This is a genomic window from Methylobacterium hispanicum (assembly GCF_022179285.1).
Taxonomy (GTDB): Bacteria; Pseudomonadota; Alphaproteobacteria; order Rhizobiales; family Beijerinckiaceae; genus Methylobacterium; species Methylobacterium hispanicum.
Map to the genome: position 1 here is coordinate 41,889 of NZ_BPQO01000031.1, position 16,457 is coordinate 58,345.

Below are 16,457 nucleotides of genomic sequence, written 5' to 3' on the forward strand. Positions count from 1 at the left end.
GGGATCACGCCCCGCGGGCCGGTTTCCGACCCCATCCGCAGGTGACGCGAGGCGTGGACCCTTCCGGGGCGCCGGCCGAGAGGTTTGACCGATGCGCTTTGCCCACTTCTTCGTCGATCGGCCGATCTTCGCCTCGGTCACCTCGATCATCTTCCTGCTGCTCGGCTTCGTCGCCTACGAGACGCTGCCGGTCTCGCAGTACCCCGAGATCGTGCCGCCGACCGTGACGGTGCGCGCCTCCTTCCCGGGCGCCAACGCCGAGACGGTGGCCGCCACCATCGCGACGCCGATCGAGCAGGAGGTGAACGGCGTCGACAACATGCTGTACATGACGTCGCTCTCCACGAACGACGGCAACATGCTGCTGACCGTCACCTTCAAGGTCGGCACCAACCTCGATATCGCGAACGTCCTGGTCCAGAACCGCCTCTCGGTGGCCCAGCCGCGGCTGCCGCCGGACGTGCGCAACCTCGGCGTCACCGTGCGCAAGGCCTCGCCCGACCTGATGCTGGTCGTGCACCTCCTGTCGCCGAACAAGACCTACGACCAGAACTACCTGGCCAACTACATCTACCTGAACATCCGCGACGAGCTGCTGCGCCTCGACGGCGTGGGCGACATCTCGATCTTCGGCGGCAACGAGTACGCCGAGCGCATCTGGCTCGACCCGAACAAGCTCGCGGCCTACGGGCTGACCACCTCCGACGTCACCACGGCGCTGCAGGAGCAGAACGTGCAGGTGGCGGCCGGCGCCCTGAACTCGCCGCCGGCGGCGACGGGCCAGGCCTTCCAGCTCATCGTGCAGTCGCAGGGGCGCTTCCAGACGCCGGAGGAGTTCGCCGAGGTCATCATCAAAGCCTCCGACGGGCGGCTCGTGCGGGTGAAGGACGTCGCCCGCGTCGAGATGGGCCAGAAGGACTACACCACCAACTCCTTCCTCAACGCCACGCCGGCCGTCGGCATCGGCGCCTTCCAGCGCCCCGGCACCAACGCGCTCGAGGCGGCCGCCTCCGTCCGCAACGTGATGGAGAACCTGAAGAAGAACTTCCCGCCGGACGTCGAGTACCGCATCGCCTACAACCCGACGGAGTTCATCGAGGAGTCGATCCACGAGGTCTACAAGACCCTGTTCGAGGCGGTCGGCCTCGTGGTCATCGTGGTGCTGGTCTTCCTGCAGAGCTGGCGCACGGCGCTGATCCCGGTGCTCGCCATCCCCGTCTCGCTGGTCGGCACCTTCGCCGCCATGGCGGCCTTCGGCTTCTCGCTGAACAACCTGACCCTGTTCGGCCTGGTGCTCGCCATCGGCATCGTGGTCGACGACGCGATCGTGGTGGTGGAGAACGTCGAGCGCAACATGGCCGAGGGGCTCTCCCCCGGCGAGGCCGCGCACAAGACGATGGACGAGGTGGGCGGCGCCGTCATCGCCATCGCGCTGGTGCTGGCGGCGGTGTTCGTGCCGACCGCCTTCATCCCCGGCATCTCGGGCCAGTTCTACAAGCAGTTCGCGCTCACCATCGCGGCCTCGACGCTGATCTCGGCCTTCAACTCGCTCACCCTCTCGCCCGCGCTCTGCAAGCTGCTCCTGAAGCCGCACCACGCGCACGCCCGGCCGAAATTCTTCCTCACGCGCTTCGTCAACTGGCTGGCGGGCCTGTTCAACCGCGGCTTCGACTGGCTCTCGCACACCTACTCGCGCTCGATCTACGGGCTGACCAACTACACGATCGGGCTGATCGCGATGCTGCTGGTCTACGCGGCGGTGATCGCGGGCACGCTCCACCTCGCCCGGACGACGCCCACGGGCTTCATCCCGGACCAGGACCAGGGCTACCTGATCGGCGTGGTGCAACTGCCCTCCGGCTCGTCGCTCGACCGCACCACGGAGGTGGTGAACCGGGCGGCCGCCGCGGCCCGCAAGATCGACGGCGTGACCAACACGGTGATCATCGCGGGCTTCGACGGCGCCACCTTCACCAACACCACGAACTCGGGCGTGATGTTCATCACGCTGGCCGGCGCCAAGGAGCGCGCCGCGCAGGGGCGCTCGGCCGCGGTGATCACCGGCGACGTGATCAAGGCCACCGCCGACATCCAGGAGGCCCGGGTCATCGTGATCCCGCCGCCCCCGGTGCGCGGCCTCGGCCAGGGCGGCGGCTTCAAGATGCAGGTGGAGAGCCGTCAGAGCTCGGCCATCGGCCCGCTGCTGGCCAATGTCGGCGAGATGCTGGGCGCGGCCAACCAGAGCAACGACGTGCAGCGGGTGTTCACCACCTTCAGCAACGACACGCCGCAGCTCTACCTCGACATCGACCGCACGGTCGCCCGCATGCTGAACGTGCCCTTGGGCAACGTCTTCTCGACCGTGCAGGCGGCGCTCGGCGGCGCCTACGTCAACGACTTCAACACGCTGGGCCGCATCTATCAGGTCCGCGTGCAGGGCGACGCGCCCTTCCGCGTCTCGAAGCAGGACATCGAGCAGCTGAAGGTGCGCTCCACCACCGGCGCCCTGGTGCCGATGGGCACGCTCGCCAACATCCGGGAGATCTCGGGCCCGCAGATCGTCCAGCGCTTCAACCTGTACTACTCGGTGCCCGTGCAGGGCGTGGCCAAGCCCGGCATCTCGACCGGCCAGGCGCTCGACGCCATGGAGGAGATCGCCAAGAAGAGCCTGCCGGACGGCTACGCCTACGACTGGACCGAGATCGCCTTCCAGCAGAAGGCGGCGGGCGGCACGGCGATCTACGTCTTCGCGCTGGGCGTCCTCCTCGTCTTCCTGGTGCTGGCCGCCCAGTACGAGTCCTGGGCGCTGCCGATGGCGATCCTGCTCGTGGTGCCGACCGGGGTGCTGGCGGCGCTGTTCGGGGTGCAGCTCAGGGGCCAGGACAACAACATCCTGACCCAGATCGGCCTGATCGTGCTCATCGGCCTGGCGGCCAAGAACGCGATCCTGATCGTGGAGTTCGCCCACGACATCGAGAACAACGAGCGCAAGGGGCCGGTGGAGGCCGCCGTGCAGGCCTGCAAGCTGCGGCTCCGCCCGATCCTGATGACGGCCTTCGCCTTCATCCTGGGCACCCTGCCGCTCGTCATCGCCACGGGCCCGGGCGCCGAGATGCGTCAGGCGCTCGGTACCGCGGTGTTCTTCGGCATGATCGGCGCGACCTTCTTCGGCCTGTTCCTGACGCCGGTCTTCTACGTGGTGATCCGCCGCTTCGTGCTCTGGATCGAGCGGAAGCGCGGCAAGAACCCGGACGGCAAGCACCCGCACGGCGAGGCGCCCGACCGCGACGGGCACGGCGCTCCGAGCCCGGCCCACTGAGGCGGCGGGGCACCCGATCGGAACATCCAGGCGGCGCGGCGCCCGTCCGAAAAAACCCGCCGGCCGCGAGGCCGGCGGGTTTTTTGTCGGGCCCGCCCCATCTCGTCCGGGCTGCGTTCAGGCGAGGTGCCTGATACCGCACGCCAACAGACCCGAACCGTTATCCGCGAGGAGCGCTCCGTGCCCGGTTACCTGCCCTTCGCGGGCGCCCTGAAGCTGCCCGCCTACGCTTGCGACAATTGCGGGTTCTGGCAGCGCCATTTCGAGGCGCCCGCCTCCTGCCCGATGTGCCTCGACGCCCGCCACGTCGTGCCGCAGGACGGCTGGCGCTTCCGCACCGAGCGGGAGGCGCAAGGTGCCTTCCCCTGCCACTGGGAGGAGCTGGAGTCGGGCGTCTGGCGCTTCTGGAACGACCCGGTCTCCGGCATCGGTCCCTCCGCCTACCTGATCCGGACGGAGCACGGGAACATGGGCTTCGAGGCCTGCCCGGTCTTCAGCGAGGCGGCGCTCGAGCAGATCGCCCGGCTCGGCGGCATGCAGGTGCTCTCGTCCTCGCACCCGCACGCCTACGGCGCGCTGGTGCAGTTGCAGGACCGCTTCGACCCGGAGCTCTGCCTGCCCGCCGCCGACTTCACCTGGAGCGCGGCTTTGCAGGTCTCCTGGCCCTACGACGACTTCCTGGAGCCGCTGCCGGGGCTGGAGCTGCACCGCACTGCCGGCCATTTCGACGGCCACGCGGTGCTGTTCGACCGGGCGCGGAAGATCTGCTTCTGCGGCGACGCGCTGAAGTTCGAGCTGGAGCCGGGCGATTTCCGCCGGGCGCGCACCATCTCGGCCCACAAGGCCTTCGTGCGGGGCGTGCCGCTCACCGTGGCGGAGCTGCGCCGCTACCGCGACGTGTTCGAGCGTCTCGACTTCACCCAGACCTGGACGCCCTTCGAGCCCGCCGCCAATTGCGGCCGGGCCGAGGTGCTGGCGCTGATCGACGAGATGCTGGCGACGCGCCCGCACGCGGCACCGGTGCCACTGGAAAGCTTGCGGCGATAGCTCCGACGCTCTCCCTCCCCCCTCTGCGGGGGAGGGTGGGCCGGCCGTGAGGCCGGGTCGGGAGAGGGGAACCCCGCTTCAGGGTTGGGCTCGGCCCTGCATGAAGGCCACGCCCCTTCCCGCGACGTGGTTCCCCTCTCCCGCCTCGCTCCGCTCGGCACCCTCCCCCGCAGAGGGGGGAGGGTTGATCGATCGTCAGCGCTTCGTGCTCGCCGCGTTCTGGCCGAACATCACCTTCTTGGCGTCCTCGCTCATGGCCTGGCCGAGGTTCGGGTTGACCTCGGGACCCCGCGCGTAGGCCGCCTGCGTACCGGGCCGCGCCGCGACCGCCTCGAACCAGCGCTTCAGGTTCGGGTGGTCCTCGAGGTTCTGGCGCTGCTTCTCGTAGGGCACGATCCACGGATAGCAGGCCATGTCGGCGATCGAGTAGTCCGGCCCCGCCACGTAGGCCCGGTCGGCGAGCCGCCGGTCGAGCACGCCGTAGAGGCGGTTGGTCTCGTTGACGTAGCGGTCGATCGCGTAGGGCACCGGCTCGGGCGCGTACTGCGTGAAGTGGTGGTTCTGGCCGAGCATCGGCCCGAGGCCCCCCATCTGCCAGAACAGCCATTGCAGCACCTCGACCCGGCCGCGGATGTCGGCCGGGATGAAGCGGCCGGTCTTCTCGGCGAGGTAGAGCAGGATCGCGCCCGACTCGAACAGCGAGACCGGCGCGCCGCCGCCCGCCGGCTCGTGATCGACGATCGCCGGCATGCGGTTGTTCGGCGCGATTGCGAGGAAATCGGGCTTGAACTGGTCGCCCGCGCCGATGTTCACCGGGTGGATGCGGTAGGGCAGGCCCGCCTCCTCCAGAAACATCGTGACCTTGTGGCCGTTCGGCGTCGGCCAGTAGTGGAGATCGATCATCGGCATCCTCAGCGTCCGCCCCTCGGGACGCGAGGTGGGACGCGGGGATCGCGCGGTCAAGCCGCGGTTTCCGTCACGGTGCGTCCCTTGCCGCGGGAGCCTGGAATCCTTAGAAACGGCCGCGTGGCGGGGTGTAGCGCAGTCTGGTAGCGCACCTGGTTTGGGACCAGGGGGTCGTAGGTTCGAATCCTATCGCCCCGACCATTCTCATTCGTGTCCGGAGCCATCCCAGCCGCCATGCCGAGCGCCCGCATCTACCAGCCGTCGAAGGAAGCGTCGCAGTCGGGGCTGGCCCGCACCAAGGTCTGGATCCTGGAGTTCGACCAGACCGGCCCCCGCGAGACCGACCCCCTGATGGGCTGGACCGGCTCGGGCGACATGCTGCAGCAGGTGAAGCTGGAGTTCGAGACCCGCGAGGAGGCCGTGGCCTACGCCACCCGCGCCGGCATCAGCTACCGGGTCGAGGAGCCGCACAAGACGGTGGTCCGCAAGGGCCTGTCCTACTCGGACAATTTCAAGTTCAACCGCACGGCGCCCTGGACGCATTGAGGGGCCGCGTCTTCTCCCTCCCCCGCAGAGGGGGGGGAGGGAGAGCGACGCGTGAACTCTCCCGCTATCAATCCACGCATGAAAAAGCCGCCGGCGGGGTGACCCGCGCGGCGGCTTTTTCGCGCTCCGATGAGTTCGGGATCAGGCGGCGGCCTGGGTCTCGGTCTCGGCGAGCTTCTTGTGGATCTCGCGCTTCAGGAGCTTGGCCGTCTGCGACAGGTCGGATTCGCCGGCCTTGACCAGGAAGGCGTCGAGGCCGCCGCGGTGCTCGACCGAGCGCAGCGCGTGGGCGGTGATGCGCAGGCGGACGCTCTTGTTGAGCGCGTCGGACTGCAGGGTGACGTTGCAGAGGTTCGGCAGGAACCGGCACTTGGTCTTGCGGTTCGAGTGGCTCACGAGGTGGCCGACCTGAACGGCCTTGCCGGTGAGTTCGCAGCGGCGCGCCATGGCTTCAATCTATCCCGTATCGTTCCGTGGGCGGTCAGTACTCGGACCTCAATGACCGAGCGGCGCGCGCGCCGCGGGCCACGCCCAAGCGTGATTCCAGGTCCAGCGGAGTCCTGTAGAAGGCGCGAGCCTATAGGAGACGACCCCGCCTTCCGTCAAGGCGCGGGATGCGGAAAGCCGGGCCTGTTGCGGCCGGGCGCTACCGCGGGCCCAACGGTCTGTTAACCATGGGCTTGGGATAAATCGGATCTCGCCGGACCCGTCCGGGCGAGCGTCGAGGATCGAATCCGGACCATGTTCGCCCAAGCCCTCCGCACCGCGCCGGCCCGCCGTGTCGGGCAGTTCCTCCTCTCCGGCTTCGTCGGCGCGGGCCTCGTCGGCGCGGCCGCGACCGTCGAGGCCGCCCCCCGGCGCCACCGCGCGGCGCCCCCCGCCACGCTCGCCGTCGATTACGGCATCAACCTCGCGGGGTTGCCGATCGGCACGGCCCGGCTCGCCGGCTCCTTCGAGGGCCAGCGCTACCGGGCCGACGTCTCGGCGGTGCTCACCGGCCTCGTCGGCGCCATCACGGGCGGCCAGGGCTCGGCGCAGGCGTCCGGCACCTTCGCGGCGAGCCCGCAGCCCAACGCCTTCGCGATCGCCACCCGCACGGCCAATGCCGGCATCGCGGTGCGCATGGCGCTGCGCTCCGGCAACGTCACCCAGTCCGAGGTGATCCCCCCCCTCCTCGACATGGAGGACCGGGTGCCGATCACGGCGGCCAACAAGCGCGGCATCATGGATCCGGTGAGCGCGCTGGTGATGCCCGCCCACGCCCGCGGCGAGCCGACCGACCCGGAGAACTGCAACCGCACGCTCCCCGTGTTCGACGGCGCCACCCGCTTCAACGTGGTGCTGAGCTACAGTGAGACGCGCGCGGTCGAGAAGCCCGGCTATGCCGGCCCGGTCCTCGTCTGCAACGTCCGCTACCAAGCGGTCGCCGGCCACCGGCCGGACCGCCCGGGCGTGCGCTTCATGGAGGAGAACCGCGACATGTCCGTCTGGCTGGCGCCGGTCGAGGGCACGCGGGTTCTGGTGCCGCTGCGGATCTCGGTGCGCACCACGATCGGCACCAACATCATCGAGGCGACCCGCTGGACCCGCGCCGGCGCCGTCGCCGACGCTCCGGCCGCGACGACCGGCGCGGCACCCGCCCAGACCGGTTCGGTCGCGAGCCTCGACGCGCGCTGACCGCCATGCGCCGCAGGATCCTGCGCGGTGGATTGCTGCGCCGCGGGGCCCTCCTCGCCCCGCTGCTCGCGGCCGGCCCGGTCGCGGCCCAGCCGCTCACGGCCGGCAGCCCCTGCGGCGGAAACGCCTACTCCTCGGCCGAGGTGCGCGAGGGCCGTCCCGCCCGGCGCGGGCCCCTCGTCGCCGTCCCCGACACCCTCTGCGCCGACCTCGACGGGCCGCGCCCGGACGTGCGCGTGGACGTCTACGGCCTGCCGGGCCCCGGGACCGGTCCCTACGCGGATCCGTACGGTGGCGCGCCGGGACCCGGCACCCCATATGAGGGGCGGTTCCGGCGGGGACCCTGATCCCTCCGCGCTCCGGCAACGGGCGGCGCGCACGGGACCGCCCGAGGGCGCCGCCGCCGTGGCGCGCCCGTCGCACCGGCCGTCCGCGCCGAAGGGACATTGCCCGCTCCTTGGCCCTCTCCTCGCCGTCCCGCCGCTCCCTCCCGCCCCAGGCCCGCGCGCGCGGCGTCACGGCGGTGCTCGGGCCCACCAACACCGGCAAGACGCATCTGGCCATCGAGCGGATGCTCCAGCACCCGACCGGCATGATCGGGCTGCCGCTGCGGCTCCTCGCCCGCGAGGTCTACCTGCGCGTCGTCGCCAAGGTCGGCCCCGAGAAGGTCGCCCTCGTCACCGGCGAGGAGAAGATCAAGCCGGACCGGCCGCGCTACTGGATCTGCACCATCGAGGCGATGCCGCGCGACCTCGACGTGGCCTTTGTCGCCATCGACGAGATCCAGCTCGGCGCCGACATGGACCGCGGCCACGTCTTCACCGACCGGCTGCTCTACCAGCGCGGCCGCGAGGAGACCCTGCTGATCGGCTCCGGCACGGTCGAGCCGCTGGTGCGCGCGCTGATCCCGAACGTCCACACCACCACGCGCCCGCGCCTGTCGCAGCTGACGTTCGCGGGCGAGAAGAAGATCGGCCGCCTGCCGCGCCGCTCGGCCATCGTCGCCTTCTCGGCCGAGGAGGTCTACGCCATCGCCGAGCTGATCCGGCGCCAGCGCGGCGGCGCCGCGGTGGTGCTCGGCGCCCTCTCGCCGCGCACGCGCAACTCCCAGGTCGAGCTCTACCAGTCGGGCGACGTCGACTACCTCGTCGCCACCGACGCGGTCGGCATGGGCCTCAACCTCGACGTCGACCACGTGGCGTTTGCGGCGAACTGGAAGTACGACGGCACGCGCTTCCGCAAGCTGACCCCTGCCGAGATGGGCCAGATCGCGGGCCGGGCCGGCCGCCACACCTCGGACGGCACCTTCGGCTCCACCGGCCGCTGCCCGCCCTTCGAGCAGGAACTGGTCGAGCGCCTGGAGGCCCACGACTTCGACCCGGTGCGCATCCTGCAGTGGCGCAACCCCGACCTCGTCTTCGAGTCGCTGGAGGCGCTCCAACAGAGCCTCGACGAGCACCCGCACGAGCAGGGCCTGACCCGCGCGCCGATGGGCGAGGACCAGCAGGCCCTCGAGATCCTGATGAAGGAGGACGACATCCGGGACATGGCGAGCCGCCCGGCCGCCGTGCGCCGGCTCTGGGACGTCTGCGGCGTGCCGGACTACCGCAAGGTCCATCCCCAGACCCACGCCGACCTCGTGGCCCAGCTCTACCGCTTCCTGATGCGGGGCATGGCCGGGCGCATCCCGGACGAGTGGTTCGCCGAGCACGTTGCGATGATCGACCGGACCGACGGTGACATCGACACCCTGTCGCGCCGGATCGCCCAGGGGCGCACCTGGACATTCGTGGCGAATCGGCCCGACTGGCTGCGCGACCCAGAACATTGGCAGGGCGAGACGCGTCGGGTAGAGGACAGGCTGTCCGACGCCCTGCACGAGCGCCTCGCGAGCCGCTTCGTGGACAGGCGCACCAGCGTCCTGATGCGGCGCCTGAGAGAGAACACGATGCTCGAAGCCCAGATCACCGCCGACGGTGACGTCACCGTCGAGGGTCAGCATGTCGGCCACCTGCACGGATTCCTGTTCGTGCCGGACGCCAGCGCCGAGGGGCAGGAGGCCAAGACCCTGAGGAGCGCCGCCGAGAAGGCGCTCGCGGGCGAGATCGAGGCGCGGGCCGAGCGCTTCTCCGCGGCCGCCGACGCCGCGCTCGTCCTCTCGCACGACGGCACCATCCGCTGGACCGGCGCGCCGGTGGCCAAGCTCGCCCCCGGCGACAAGCTCTTTGCGCCCCAGATCCGGCTGCTCGCCGACGACAGCCTCGCCGGCCCCGCCCGCGAGAAGGTCGAGGTGCGCCTCAACGCGTGGCTGCGCGCCTACGTGGTGCGGCTGCTCGGCCCGCTCATGGAGATCGAGACCGCGGCCGACCTCACCGGCCTCGCCAAGGGCATCGGCTATCAGGTGGTCGAGGCGCTCGGCGTGCTGGAGCGCGCCAAGGTCGCGCACGAGATGCGGACCCTCGACCAGGAGGGCCGCGGGGCGCTGCGCCGCCACGGCGTCCGCTTCGGCGCCTACCACATCTTCCTGCCCGCGCTCCTGAAGCCGGCCCCGCGCACGCTCGCGGCCCAGCTCTGGGCGCTGCGCAACGGCGGTCTCGACCAGCGCGGCCTCGACGAGATCGCGCATCTGGCGGGCTCGGGCCGCACCTCGATCAAGGTCGATCCCGAGATCGCCAAGGGCCTCTACCGGGCGGCGGGCTTCCGCGTCTGCGGCGAGCGCGCGGTGCGCGTCGATATCCTGGAGCGCCTGGCCGACCTGATCCGCCCGGCGGTCGCCTACCGTCCCGGCACCACGCCCGGCGCCCCGCCGCCCGGCACCGCCGACAACGACGGGTTCGTGGCCACCGTCGGCATGACCTCGCTGGTCGGCTGCTCGGGCGAGGATTTCGCCTCGATCCTGAAGTCGCTGGGCTACGTGGCCGAGAGCCGCCCCGGCCCGGCCATCACCGTGCCGCTCCTGCCCGCCGCCGCCACCACCCCGGCCCAGCCCGCCGCGGCGACGTCCGACGCGGCGTCCGCCGAAGCGGCCGAGCGCGATGAAGTCCCGGTCGGAACCGACGAGGCCGCGCCCGAGGCATCTGCCGAGACAGCCCCCGAGCCCGCTCCCGAAGCTCCGCCGGCCGAGGCGGCCGCCGCCGACCCGGATGCCGGGACCGTGGCGGCCGAGCCGGCTGAGGCCGCGCCGGCCGTCGAGCCCGAGGCGGCCGCCGAGCCTGCGCCGGTCGCCGAGCCTGCGTCGGCCGCCGAGGAGGCTGCCGAGGCACCCGCGCCCGACGCGGAGAGCGCGCCGGCCGAGGCGAGCGCGGAGACCGCATCGGAGGAGGGCGACGTCGCTGCCCTCTCCGACGAGCGTGCGGCGAGCGACGCCCCGGCCGAAGCCGCCGCGTCCGAGGACGCGGCGGCAGAATCCGCCGAGCCCGTCGTCGTCGAGGTCTGGCACCTGCAGCGCCACCAGCGTCCGGCCCACCAGCGCCAGCGCCCCCGCGGGGGCCAGGGCCGCGGCCGCGAGGGCGGCCCGGACCAGCGTCCGCAGGGCGAGCGCCCCTTCGGCAACCGCCGCCCGGACCAGAACCGCGGCCAGGGCGCCCAGGACGGGCGCCCCCCCCGCGGCGACAGGCCCGAGGGCGAGCGGCGCGGGCGCGACGAGCAGCGCGGGCCCCGTCGCGAGCGGTTCGAGGGCATCCGCCCCGAGCGGCGCGACGAGCCTCGCCATGCCGGCCCGAGGCCCGACCAGCGGCCGCCGCGGCGCGAGCGCCAGCCCGATCCGGATTCGCCCTTCGCCAAGCTCGCCGCCCTCAAGGCGCAGCTCGAGACCGGCGGCGGCGACAAGCGGTGAGCCGCCTCCGGTGATGTCCGGGACCGCGCCGTGAAGGAGGGCCAGCTCAGGCTCGACAAGTGGCTCTGGTTCGCCCGTTTCGCCCGGACGCGCTCCCTGGCCGCCCGCCTCGTCTGCGACGGCTACGTGCGGCTCAACGGAAAGCGCGTGGAGACGCCCGCCAAGGGCGTCTGCGTCGGCGACGTGGTGACGGTGGCCGCCGCCCACGCGACGTTGAGCGTGCGGGTGCTGGGGCTGGGCGAGCGCCGCGGCCCCGCACCCGAGGCGCGCCGCCTCTACGCCGACCTCTCGCAGCCCGGCGGCCCGCCCGACCCCTCCCTGGAATCAGTGTAAGCGGGCCACAGGGGCGGATGCGCCGCGCCGCGACCGCCCGGCGCGCTTGTCAGCCCTCCGGGCAGCCGCTAGAGGCATCCGAACCGAGCCCAGGAGGCTCTCAGAAACATTCGCGCGCGCACGGACCGCCCGACGGCCGGTCCGGCAGGAAGCAGCGTCAGACGCCGTCGCGCACCGGCGCCGCTGTCGCGGAGCGCGCGGACCAGGGACAAAATTCCGCCCATGACCTACGTCGTCACCGACAACTGCATCAAGTGCAAGTACATGGACTGCGTGGAAGTCTGTCCGGTGGACTGCTTCTACGAGGGTGAGAACATGCTCGTCATCCACCCCGACGAGTGCATCGATTGCGGCGTCTGCGAGCCCGAGTGCCCGGCCGAGGCGATCAAGCCCGATACCGAGGGCAACCTTGAGACCTGGCTGAAGCTGAACGCCGACTACGCCAAGACCTGGCCGAACATCACACAGAAGAAGGACGCGCCGGCCGACGCCAAGGAGTGGGACGGCAAGTCCGGCAAGTTCGAGGCCCACTTCTCGCCCAACCCCGGTTCGGGCGACTGAGGCCGGGCCGGCGTCCGGCGGGGGCCTCATCCCCGCACGGTCATGCGGACCGCGCGCGGCAGGATTGCGCGAGCCTCGGACGACACCGGCGCGACACCGTGCACAACTCCCCGGACGACGCCGCGCGAGCGCGTCCGTCAGCCGCCAGTGCTTTGATTCGCCGTGCTGATTGTGATACACAATCGGCCTGCCGTCGCTCGTGCCTGACGTGCTTCCTCCGCGCCCTACAAACGCAGTTCCGGATTTTCTGGATCGAGGTCGCAGACGATCGACCGTCGAGGGGTAATGCCCTTCGCGGCCGTTCGGCCCTGGCATGTCGTCGGCGCACCTGGGAGCTGCCGGCGCCTCACGCGCGAACCGGCGGACGGTGGTTGAAGCCGGGTGTCCCGCCCCGGGTGAAACGGTTCGGCGCGGATCATAAAAAATCCCGCGCGATGTTCGGAGGCCCTTCTCGCATGACGACAGCCAAGAAGACGACGGCAGGCCGCCAGGGTTTCAAGACCGGCGAGGCCGTAGTGTACCCGGCTCACGGCGTCGGCCGCATCACCGCGATCGAGGAGCAGGAGGTCGCCGGCTTCAAGCTGGAGCTGTTCGTCGTCTCGTTCGAGAAGGACAAGATGGTCCTGCGCGTGCCCACCGCGAAGGCCAACAGCGTCGGCATGCGCAAGCTCTCCGAGCCCGAGGTCGTCAAGAAGGCGCTCGACGTGCTGACCGGCCGCGCCCGCGTGAAGCGCACGATGTGGTCGCGTCGCGCGCAGGAATACGAGGCCAAGATCAATTCGGGCGACCTCCTGGCCGTGACCGAAGTGGTGCGCGACCTCTACCGCTCCGAGGCCCAGCCCGAGCAGTCCTACAGCGAGCGCCAGCTCTACGAGGCGGCCCTCGACCGGGTCGTGCGCGAGATCTCGTCGGTCAACCGCATCACCGAGACCGAGGCGCTGAAGCTGATCGAGCAGAGCCTTGCCAAGTCGCCCCGCCGCGCCAAGGCCGAGGCCGAGAGCGATGCCGAGACGGACGGCGACGACCTGCAGGAGGAAGCCGCCTGAGGCATCCCGCCGCAGCGGATTTCGGAGTTTCGGGGCCCGGCGCGCTGCGCCGGGCCTTTTTCATGTCGAAAATTTGGCGTTCCGACGTCGCTTCGGGCTGGTCATTCCGAGACCGAAGCACATTTTGGTGAGACCCGCCGCTTGACGCCCCGCCGACGGCGTGCTCGCCCCGCGCCGTGCGCCGATCATGGTCCGATCGGGCGTACGAACCTGCCGTTTCATCGGAACCTTCGGGTGCGCCGCGCCGTTGTGGCCATGCCTGGCATCGGCCCGGCGGTGCCGCGTGCGCCGCCTTCATGGGCGCGGCGCCGCATCAGCACTCGATAACAGAGGCAGGCGGGGATGGCGGAAATCGCGGGTATCCGGCGGCAATTCATTCGTACCGCGATGGAGGCGCCCTTCCTGGCGCGGGAAGAAGAGCGCGGTCTGGCGGTCCGCTGGAAGGAGAACCGCGACGAGCGCGCCCTGCATCGCCTGATCTCCGCCCACATGCGCCTCGTCATCGCCCTGGCCGGGCGCTTCCGCCACTACGGCCTGCCGATGGCCGACCTGGTTCAAGAGGGGCATGTCGGCCTGATGGAGGCTGCCGCCCGCTTCGAGCCGGAGCGGGAGGTGCGCTTCTCGACCTACGCGACGTGGTGGATCCGCGCCTCGATCCAGGACTACATCCTGCGCAACTGGTCGATCGTCCGGGGCGGCACCTCGTCGGCCCAGAAGGCCCTGTTCTTCAACCTGCGCCGCCTGCGCGCCCGCCTGATGCAATCGACCGAGGAGCGCGTCGGCGACGAGATCCACCGCCGCATCGCCACCGCCATCGGCGTATCGCGCGAGGACGTCGCCCTGATGGACGCGCGCCTCTCCGGTCCCGACATGTCGCTGAACGCCCCCGTGGGCGAGGACAGCGAAGTCTCCTCCGAGCGCATGGACTTCCTAGTGGACGGCGCGGCGCTGCCCGACGAGACGGTCTCGGCGGCCGTCGACGGCGAGCGGCGCCTCGGCTGGCTCCAGCAGGCGCTCGGCGTCCTCTCGGAGCGCGAGCTGCGCATCCTGCGCGAGCGGCGTCTGGCCGAGGATCAGGCCACGCTGGAGGCGCTCGGCCACCGGCTCGGCATCTCGAAGGAGCGCGTGCGCCAGATCGAGAACCGCGCCTTGGAAAAGCTCCGCCGGGCGCTCGCCGAGAAGTTCCCGGCCGAGACGGGCGTGCCCTACGTGGGCTGATCCCGATACGGGTTCCGAATATGCGACGGGCTCCGCCTCTGTGAGGCGGAGCCCGTTTCGTTTTGCGGGCTGATATGTCCCACCTTCGGGCCGTCATCCCGGGGTCGCCTACGGCGCCTCGGAATGACGGCGGTGGGAATCATAAGATGAAGTGCCGCGAAGCGGCGCGATGGCTCAGCCCTGTTGCGGCACGCGGGCGACCTTGCCCTTGCGGTAGGGAGGCTTGGCGCCCGGTGCGCGCTCGGCGCCCCGCTCGACATGGCGGGTGTGCTTGGTCGCGCGCGGGCTCTTGAAGTCCCGCGGCGGCGGCGCGCCCTCGTTGCCGAGCGCTTCCACCTGGATCTCCGGCGAGCCGTTGCGGGCGAAGGCCTCGGCGAACTGCCGGGCCGCGCCGCCGCGGATCTCGAACTTGGTCTCGCGCTCGAAGATGCGGATCGCGCCGATCACCTCGCGATCGACCTTGCCGCGCCGGGTCAGCAGCGGGAGCAGGCGGCGCGGGTCGGCGTTGTCGCGCCGGCCGAGATTGAGCCGGAACCACACCGCCGGGCCCATCGCGGCGATGCGCTCGGCATCCATCGGGTCGTAGGGCGCGCGGCCCGTGACGGCGCGCCCGCCCCGGTCGCCCGGATCGGTGACATCCTCGGGCGCCGGCAGGCGGGTGCGGTAGACGCGGGCCAGCAGCGCGGCGAGTTCGGCCGGAGAGCGCTCGGCGAGCAGCGTCTCGGCCAGCGCCACGTCCTCCTCGGCCGGCGGCTCGCTGAAGAGCGGGTCGGCGAGCATGCGCTCGCCGTCGAGGCGGCGGATCTCGTCCGCCGTGGGCGGGCCCATCCACTCGGGCGTCACCTTGGCGATGGCGAGCATCTGCTCGGCCCGGCGGCGGCGGGCGTTCGGCACCAGCAGGACGCTCACGCCCTTGCGGCCCGCGCGGCCCGTGCGGCCGGAGCGGTGCTGCATCACCTCGGCGTCGTGGGGGAGGTCGGCGTGGATGACGAGGCTCAGGGTCGGCAGGTCGATGCCGCGCGCGGCGACGTCGGTCGCCACGCAGACCCGGGCGCGCCCGTCGCGCAGCGCCTGGAGCGCGGCGTTGCGCTCGCCCTGGCCGAGCTCGCCCGAGAGCGCCACCACCGAGAAGCCGCGCTCGGTCAGGCTCGCCTGGAGATGGCGCACCGCGTTGCGGGTGTTGCAGAACACGATCGCGGTCGGCGCGTCGGCCTCGCGCAGCACGTTGAGGACGACGTGCTCGATCTCGCGCGGCACCACCCGGATCGCCCGGTAGCTGATGTCGGCGTGGCCGCGGACCTCGCTCTTGATGGCGAGGCGCAGCGCGTCGCGCTGGTAGCGCTCGGCCAGGGACTCGATGTCCCGGGGCAGGGTGGCGGAGAACAGGAAGGTCGCCCGCTCGGCCGGCGTGCCCGAGAGGATGAACTCGATGTCCTCGCGGAAGCCGAGGTCGAGCATCTCGTCGGCCTCGTCGAGGACCACGGTGCGCAGCGCCTCCGGGTGCAGGTTGCGGCGCTCGAGATGGTCGCGCAGGCGCCCCGGCGTGCCGACGACGATGTGCACGCCGTCTGCGAGCATCCGCGCCTCGCGCCGCGGGTCCATGCCGCCGACGCAGGAGACGACGCGGCCCCCGGCCGGGGCGTAGAGCCAGGACAACTCGCGCTGGACCTGAAGGGCGAGCTCGCGCGTCGGCGCGATCACCAAGGCGAGCGGGGCGCCCGGGGGCGGCAGCGCGTCGGCCTCGCCCAGCAGCGTGCCGGCCATGGCGAGACCGTAGGCCACGGTCTTGCCGGACCCGGTCTGGGCGGAGACGAGAAGGTCGCGGCCCTGGCCGGCAGCCTCCAAGACGGCGCTCTGCACCGGGGTCGGCTCGGCATAGCCGCGCTCGTCGAGCGCCCGCGCGATGGCGGCGGGCAGAGTGGGAAACGGCAAAGGTCAGGCTCTCACGACCGGGCCGGACGGGCGCGTG

The 16,457-nt window shown here is 71.4% G+C and carries 13 protein-coding genes and 1 tRNA gene; 11 read left to right on the forward strand and 3 right to left on the reverse strand.

Annotated elements, in window-relative coordinates:
* Window positions 1-91: 91 nt before the first annotated feature.
* A complete protein-coding gene (locus MFF56_RS26335; RefSeq protein WP_066927109.1) occupies window positions 92-3,319 on the forward strand; it encodes an efflux RND transporter permease subunit in 3,228 nt (1,075 codons plus the stop codon).
* 180 nt (window positions 3,320-3,499) lie between these two features.
* Entirely contained in the window at window positions 3,500-4,366 is an 867-nt protein-coding gene (locus tag MFF56_RS26340; RefSeq protein WP_066927108.1) for an MBL fold metallo-hydrolase, read from the forward strand.
* A gap of 195 nt (window positions 4,367-4,561) precedes the next feature.
* Here the strand turns inward: MFF56_RS26340 and MFF56_RS26345 are convergent, their stop codons facing one another.
* Window positions 4,562-5,269, reverse strand: coding sequence for a glutathione binding-like protein (locus tag MFF56_RS26345; RefSeq protein ID WP_066927195.1), 708 nt, complete (start codon window positions 5,267-5,269; stop codon window positions 4,562-4,564).
* 127 nt (window positions 5,270-5,396) lie between these two features.
* Between MFF56_RS26345 and MFF56_RS26350 the strand changes: the two genes are divergently transcribed.
* Window positions 5,397-5,473 (forward strand) — tRNA-Pro (locus MFF56_RS26350).
* 33 nt (window positions 5,474-5,506) lie between these two features.
* Window positions 5,507-5,818: an ETC complex I subunit gene (locus MFF56_RS26355; protein ID WP_066927193.1), complete on the forward strand. Its 312-nt coding sequence runs from the start codon at window positions 5,507-5,509 to the stop codon at window positions 5,816-5,818.
* Between the two features lie 141 nt (window positions 5,819-5,959).
* On the opposite strand, the gene rpmB is transcribed toward MFF56_RS26355, so the two are convergent.
* Window positions 5,960-6,265, reverse strand: coding sequence for a 50S ribosomal protein L28 (gene rpmB / locus MFF56_RS26360; RefSeq protein WP_066927191.1), 306 nt, complete (start codon window positions 6,263-6,265; stop codon window positions 5,960-5,962).
* 294 nt (window positions 6,266-6,559) lie between these two features.
* Between rpmB and MFF56_RS26365 the strand changes: the two genes are divergently transcribed.
* From MFF56_RS26365 to MFF56_RS26395, 7 genes are all read left to right on the forward strand, one after another.
* Entirely contained in the window at window positions 6,560-7,495 is a 936-nt protein-coding gene (locus MFF56_RS26365; RefSeq protein ID WP_238231742.1) for a DUF3108 domain-containing protein, read from the forward strand.
* A gap of 5 nt (window positions 7,496-7,500) precedes the next feature.
* Complete coding sequence (locus tag MFF56_RS26370) at window positions 7,501-7,842, forward strand: hypothetical protein (RefSeq protein ID WP_066926390.1); 342 nt, start codon at window positions 7,501-7,503, stop codon at window positions 7,840-7,842.
* Between the two features lie 110 nt (window positions 7,843-7,952).
* Window positions 7,953-11,330 carry a helicase-related protein gene (locus MFF56_RS26375; RefSeq protein WP_373324198.1) on the forward strand — a complete coding sequence of 1,126 codons (3,378 nt, stop codon included), beginning with the start codon at window positions 7,953-7,955 and terminating at the stop codon, window positions 11,328-11,330.
* A 30-nt stretch (window positions 11,331-11,360) separates the two neighbouring features.
* Window positions 11,361-11,663, forward strand: coding sequence for an RNA-binding S4 domain-containing protein (locus MFF56_RS26380; RefSeq protein ID WP_066921696.1), 303 nt, complete (start codon window positions 11,361-11,363; stop codon window positions 11,661-11,663).
* Between the two features lie 222 nt (window positions 11,664-11,885).
* A complete protein-coding gene (fdxA, locus tag MFF56_RS26385) occupies window positions 11,886-12,224 on the forward strand; it encodes a ferredoxin FdxA (RefSeq protein WP_066921695.1) in 339 nt (112 codons plus the stop codon).
* Window positions 12,225-12,679: 455 nt separating this feature from the next.
* Window positions 12,680-13,270 carry a CarD family transcriptional regulator gene (locus MFF56_RS26390; RefSeq protein WP_066921693.1) on the forward strand — a complete coding sequence of 197 codons (591 nt, stop codon included), beginning with the start codon at window positions 12,680-12,682 and terminating at the stop codon, window positions 13,268-13,270.
* Window positions 13,271-13,612: 342 nt separating this feature from the next.
* Window positions 13,613-14,488, forward strand: a complete 876-nt coding sequence (locus MFF56_RS26395; RefSeq protein ID WP_066921691.1) for an RNA polymerase factor sigma-32 — start codon at window positions 13,613-13,615, stop codon at window positions 14,486-14,488.
* A 174-nt stretch (window positions 14,489-14,662) separates the two neighbouring features.
* Here MFF56_RS26395 and MFF56_RS26400 read toward each other — a convergent pair whose 3' ends face one another.
* Window positions 14,663-16,420: a DEAD/DEAH box helicase gene (locus tag MFF56_RS26400; protein ID WP_066921689.1), complete on the reverse strand. Its 1,758-nt coding sequence runs from the start codon at window positions 16,418-16,420 to the stop codon at window positions 14,663-14,665.
* Window positions 16,421-16,457: the final 37 nt, after the last annotated feature.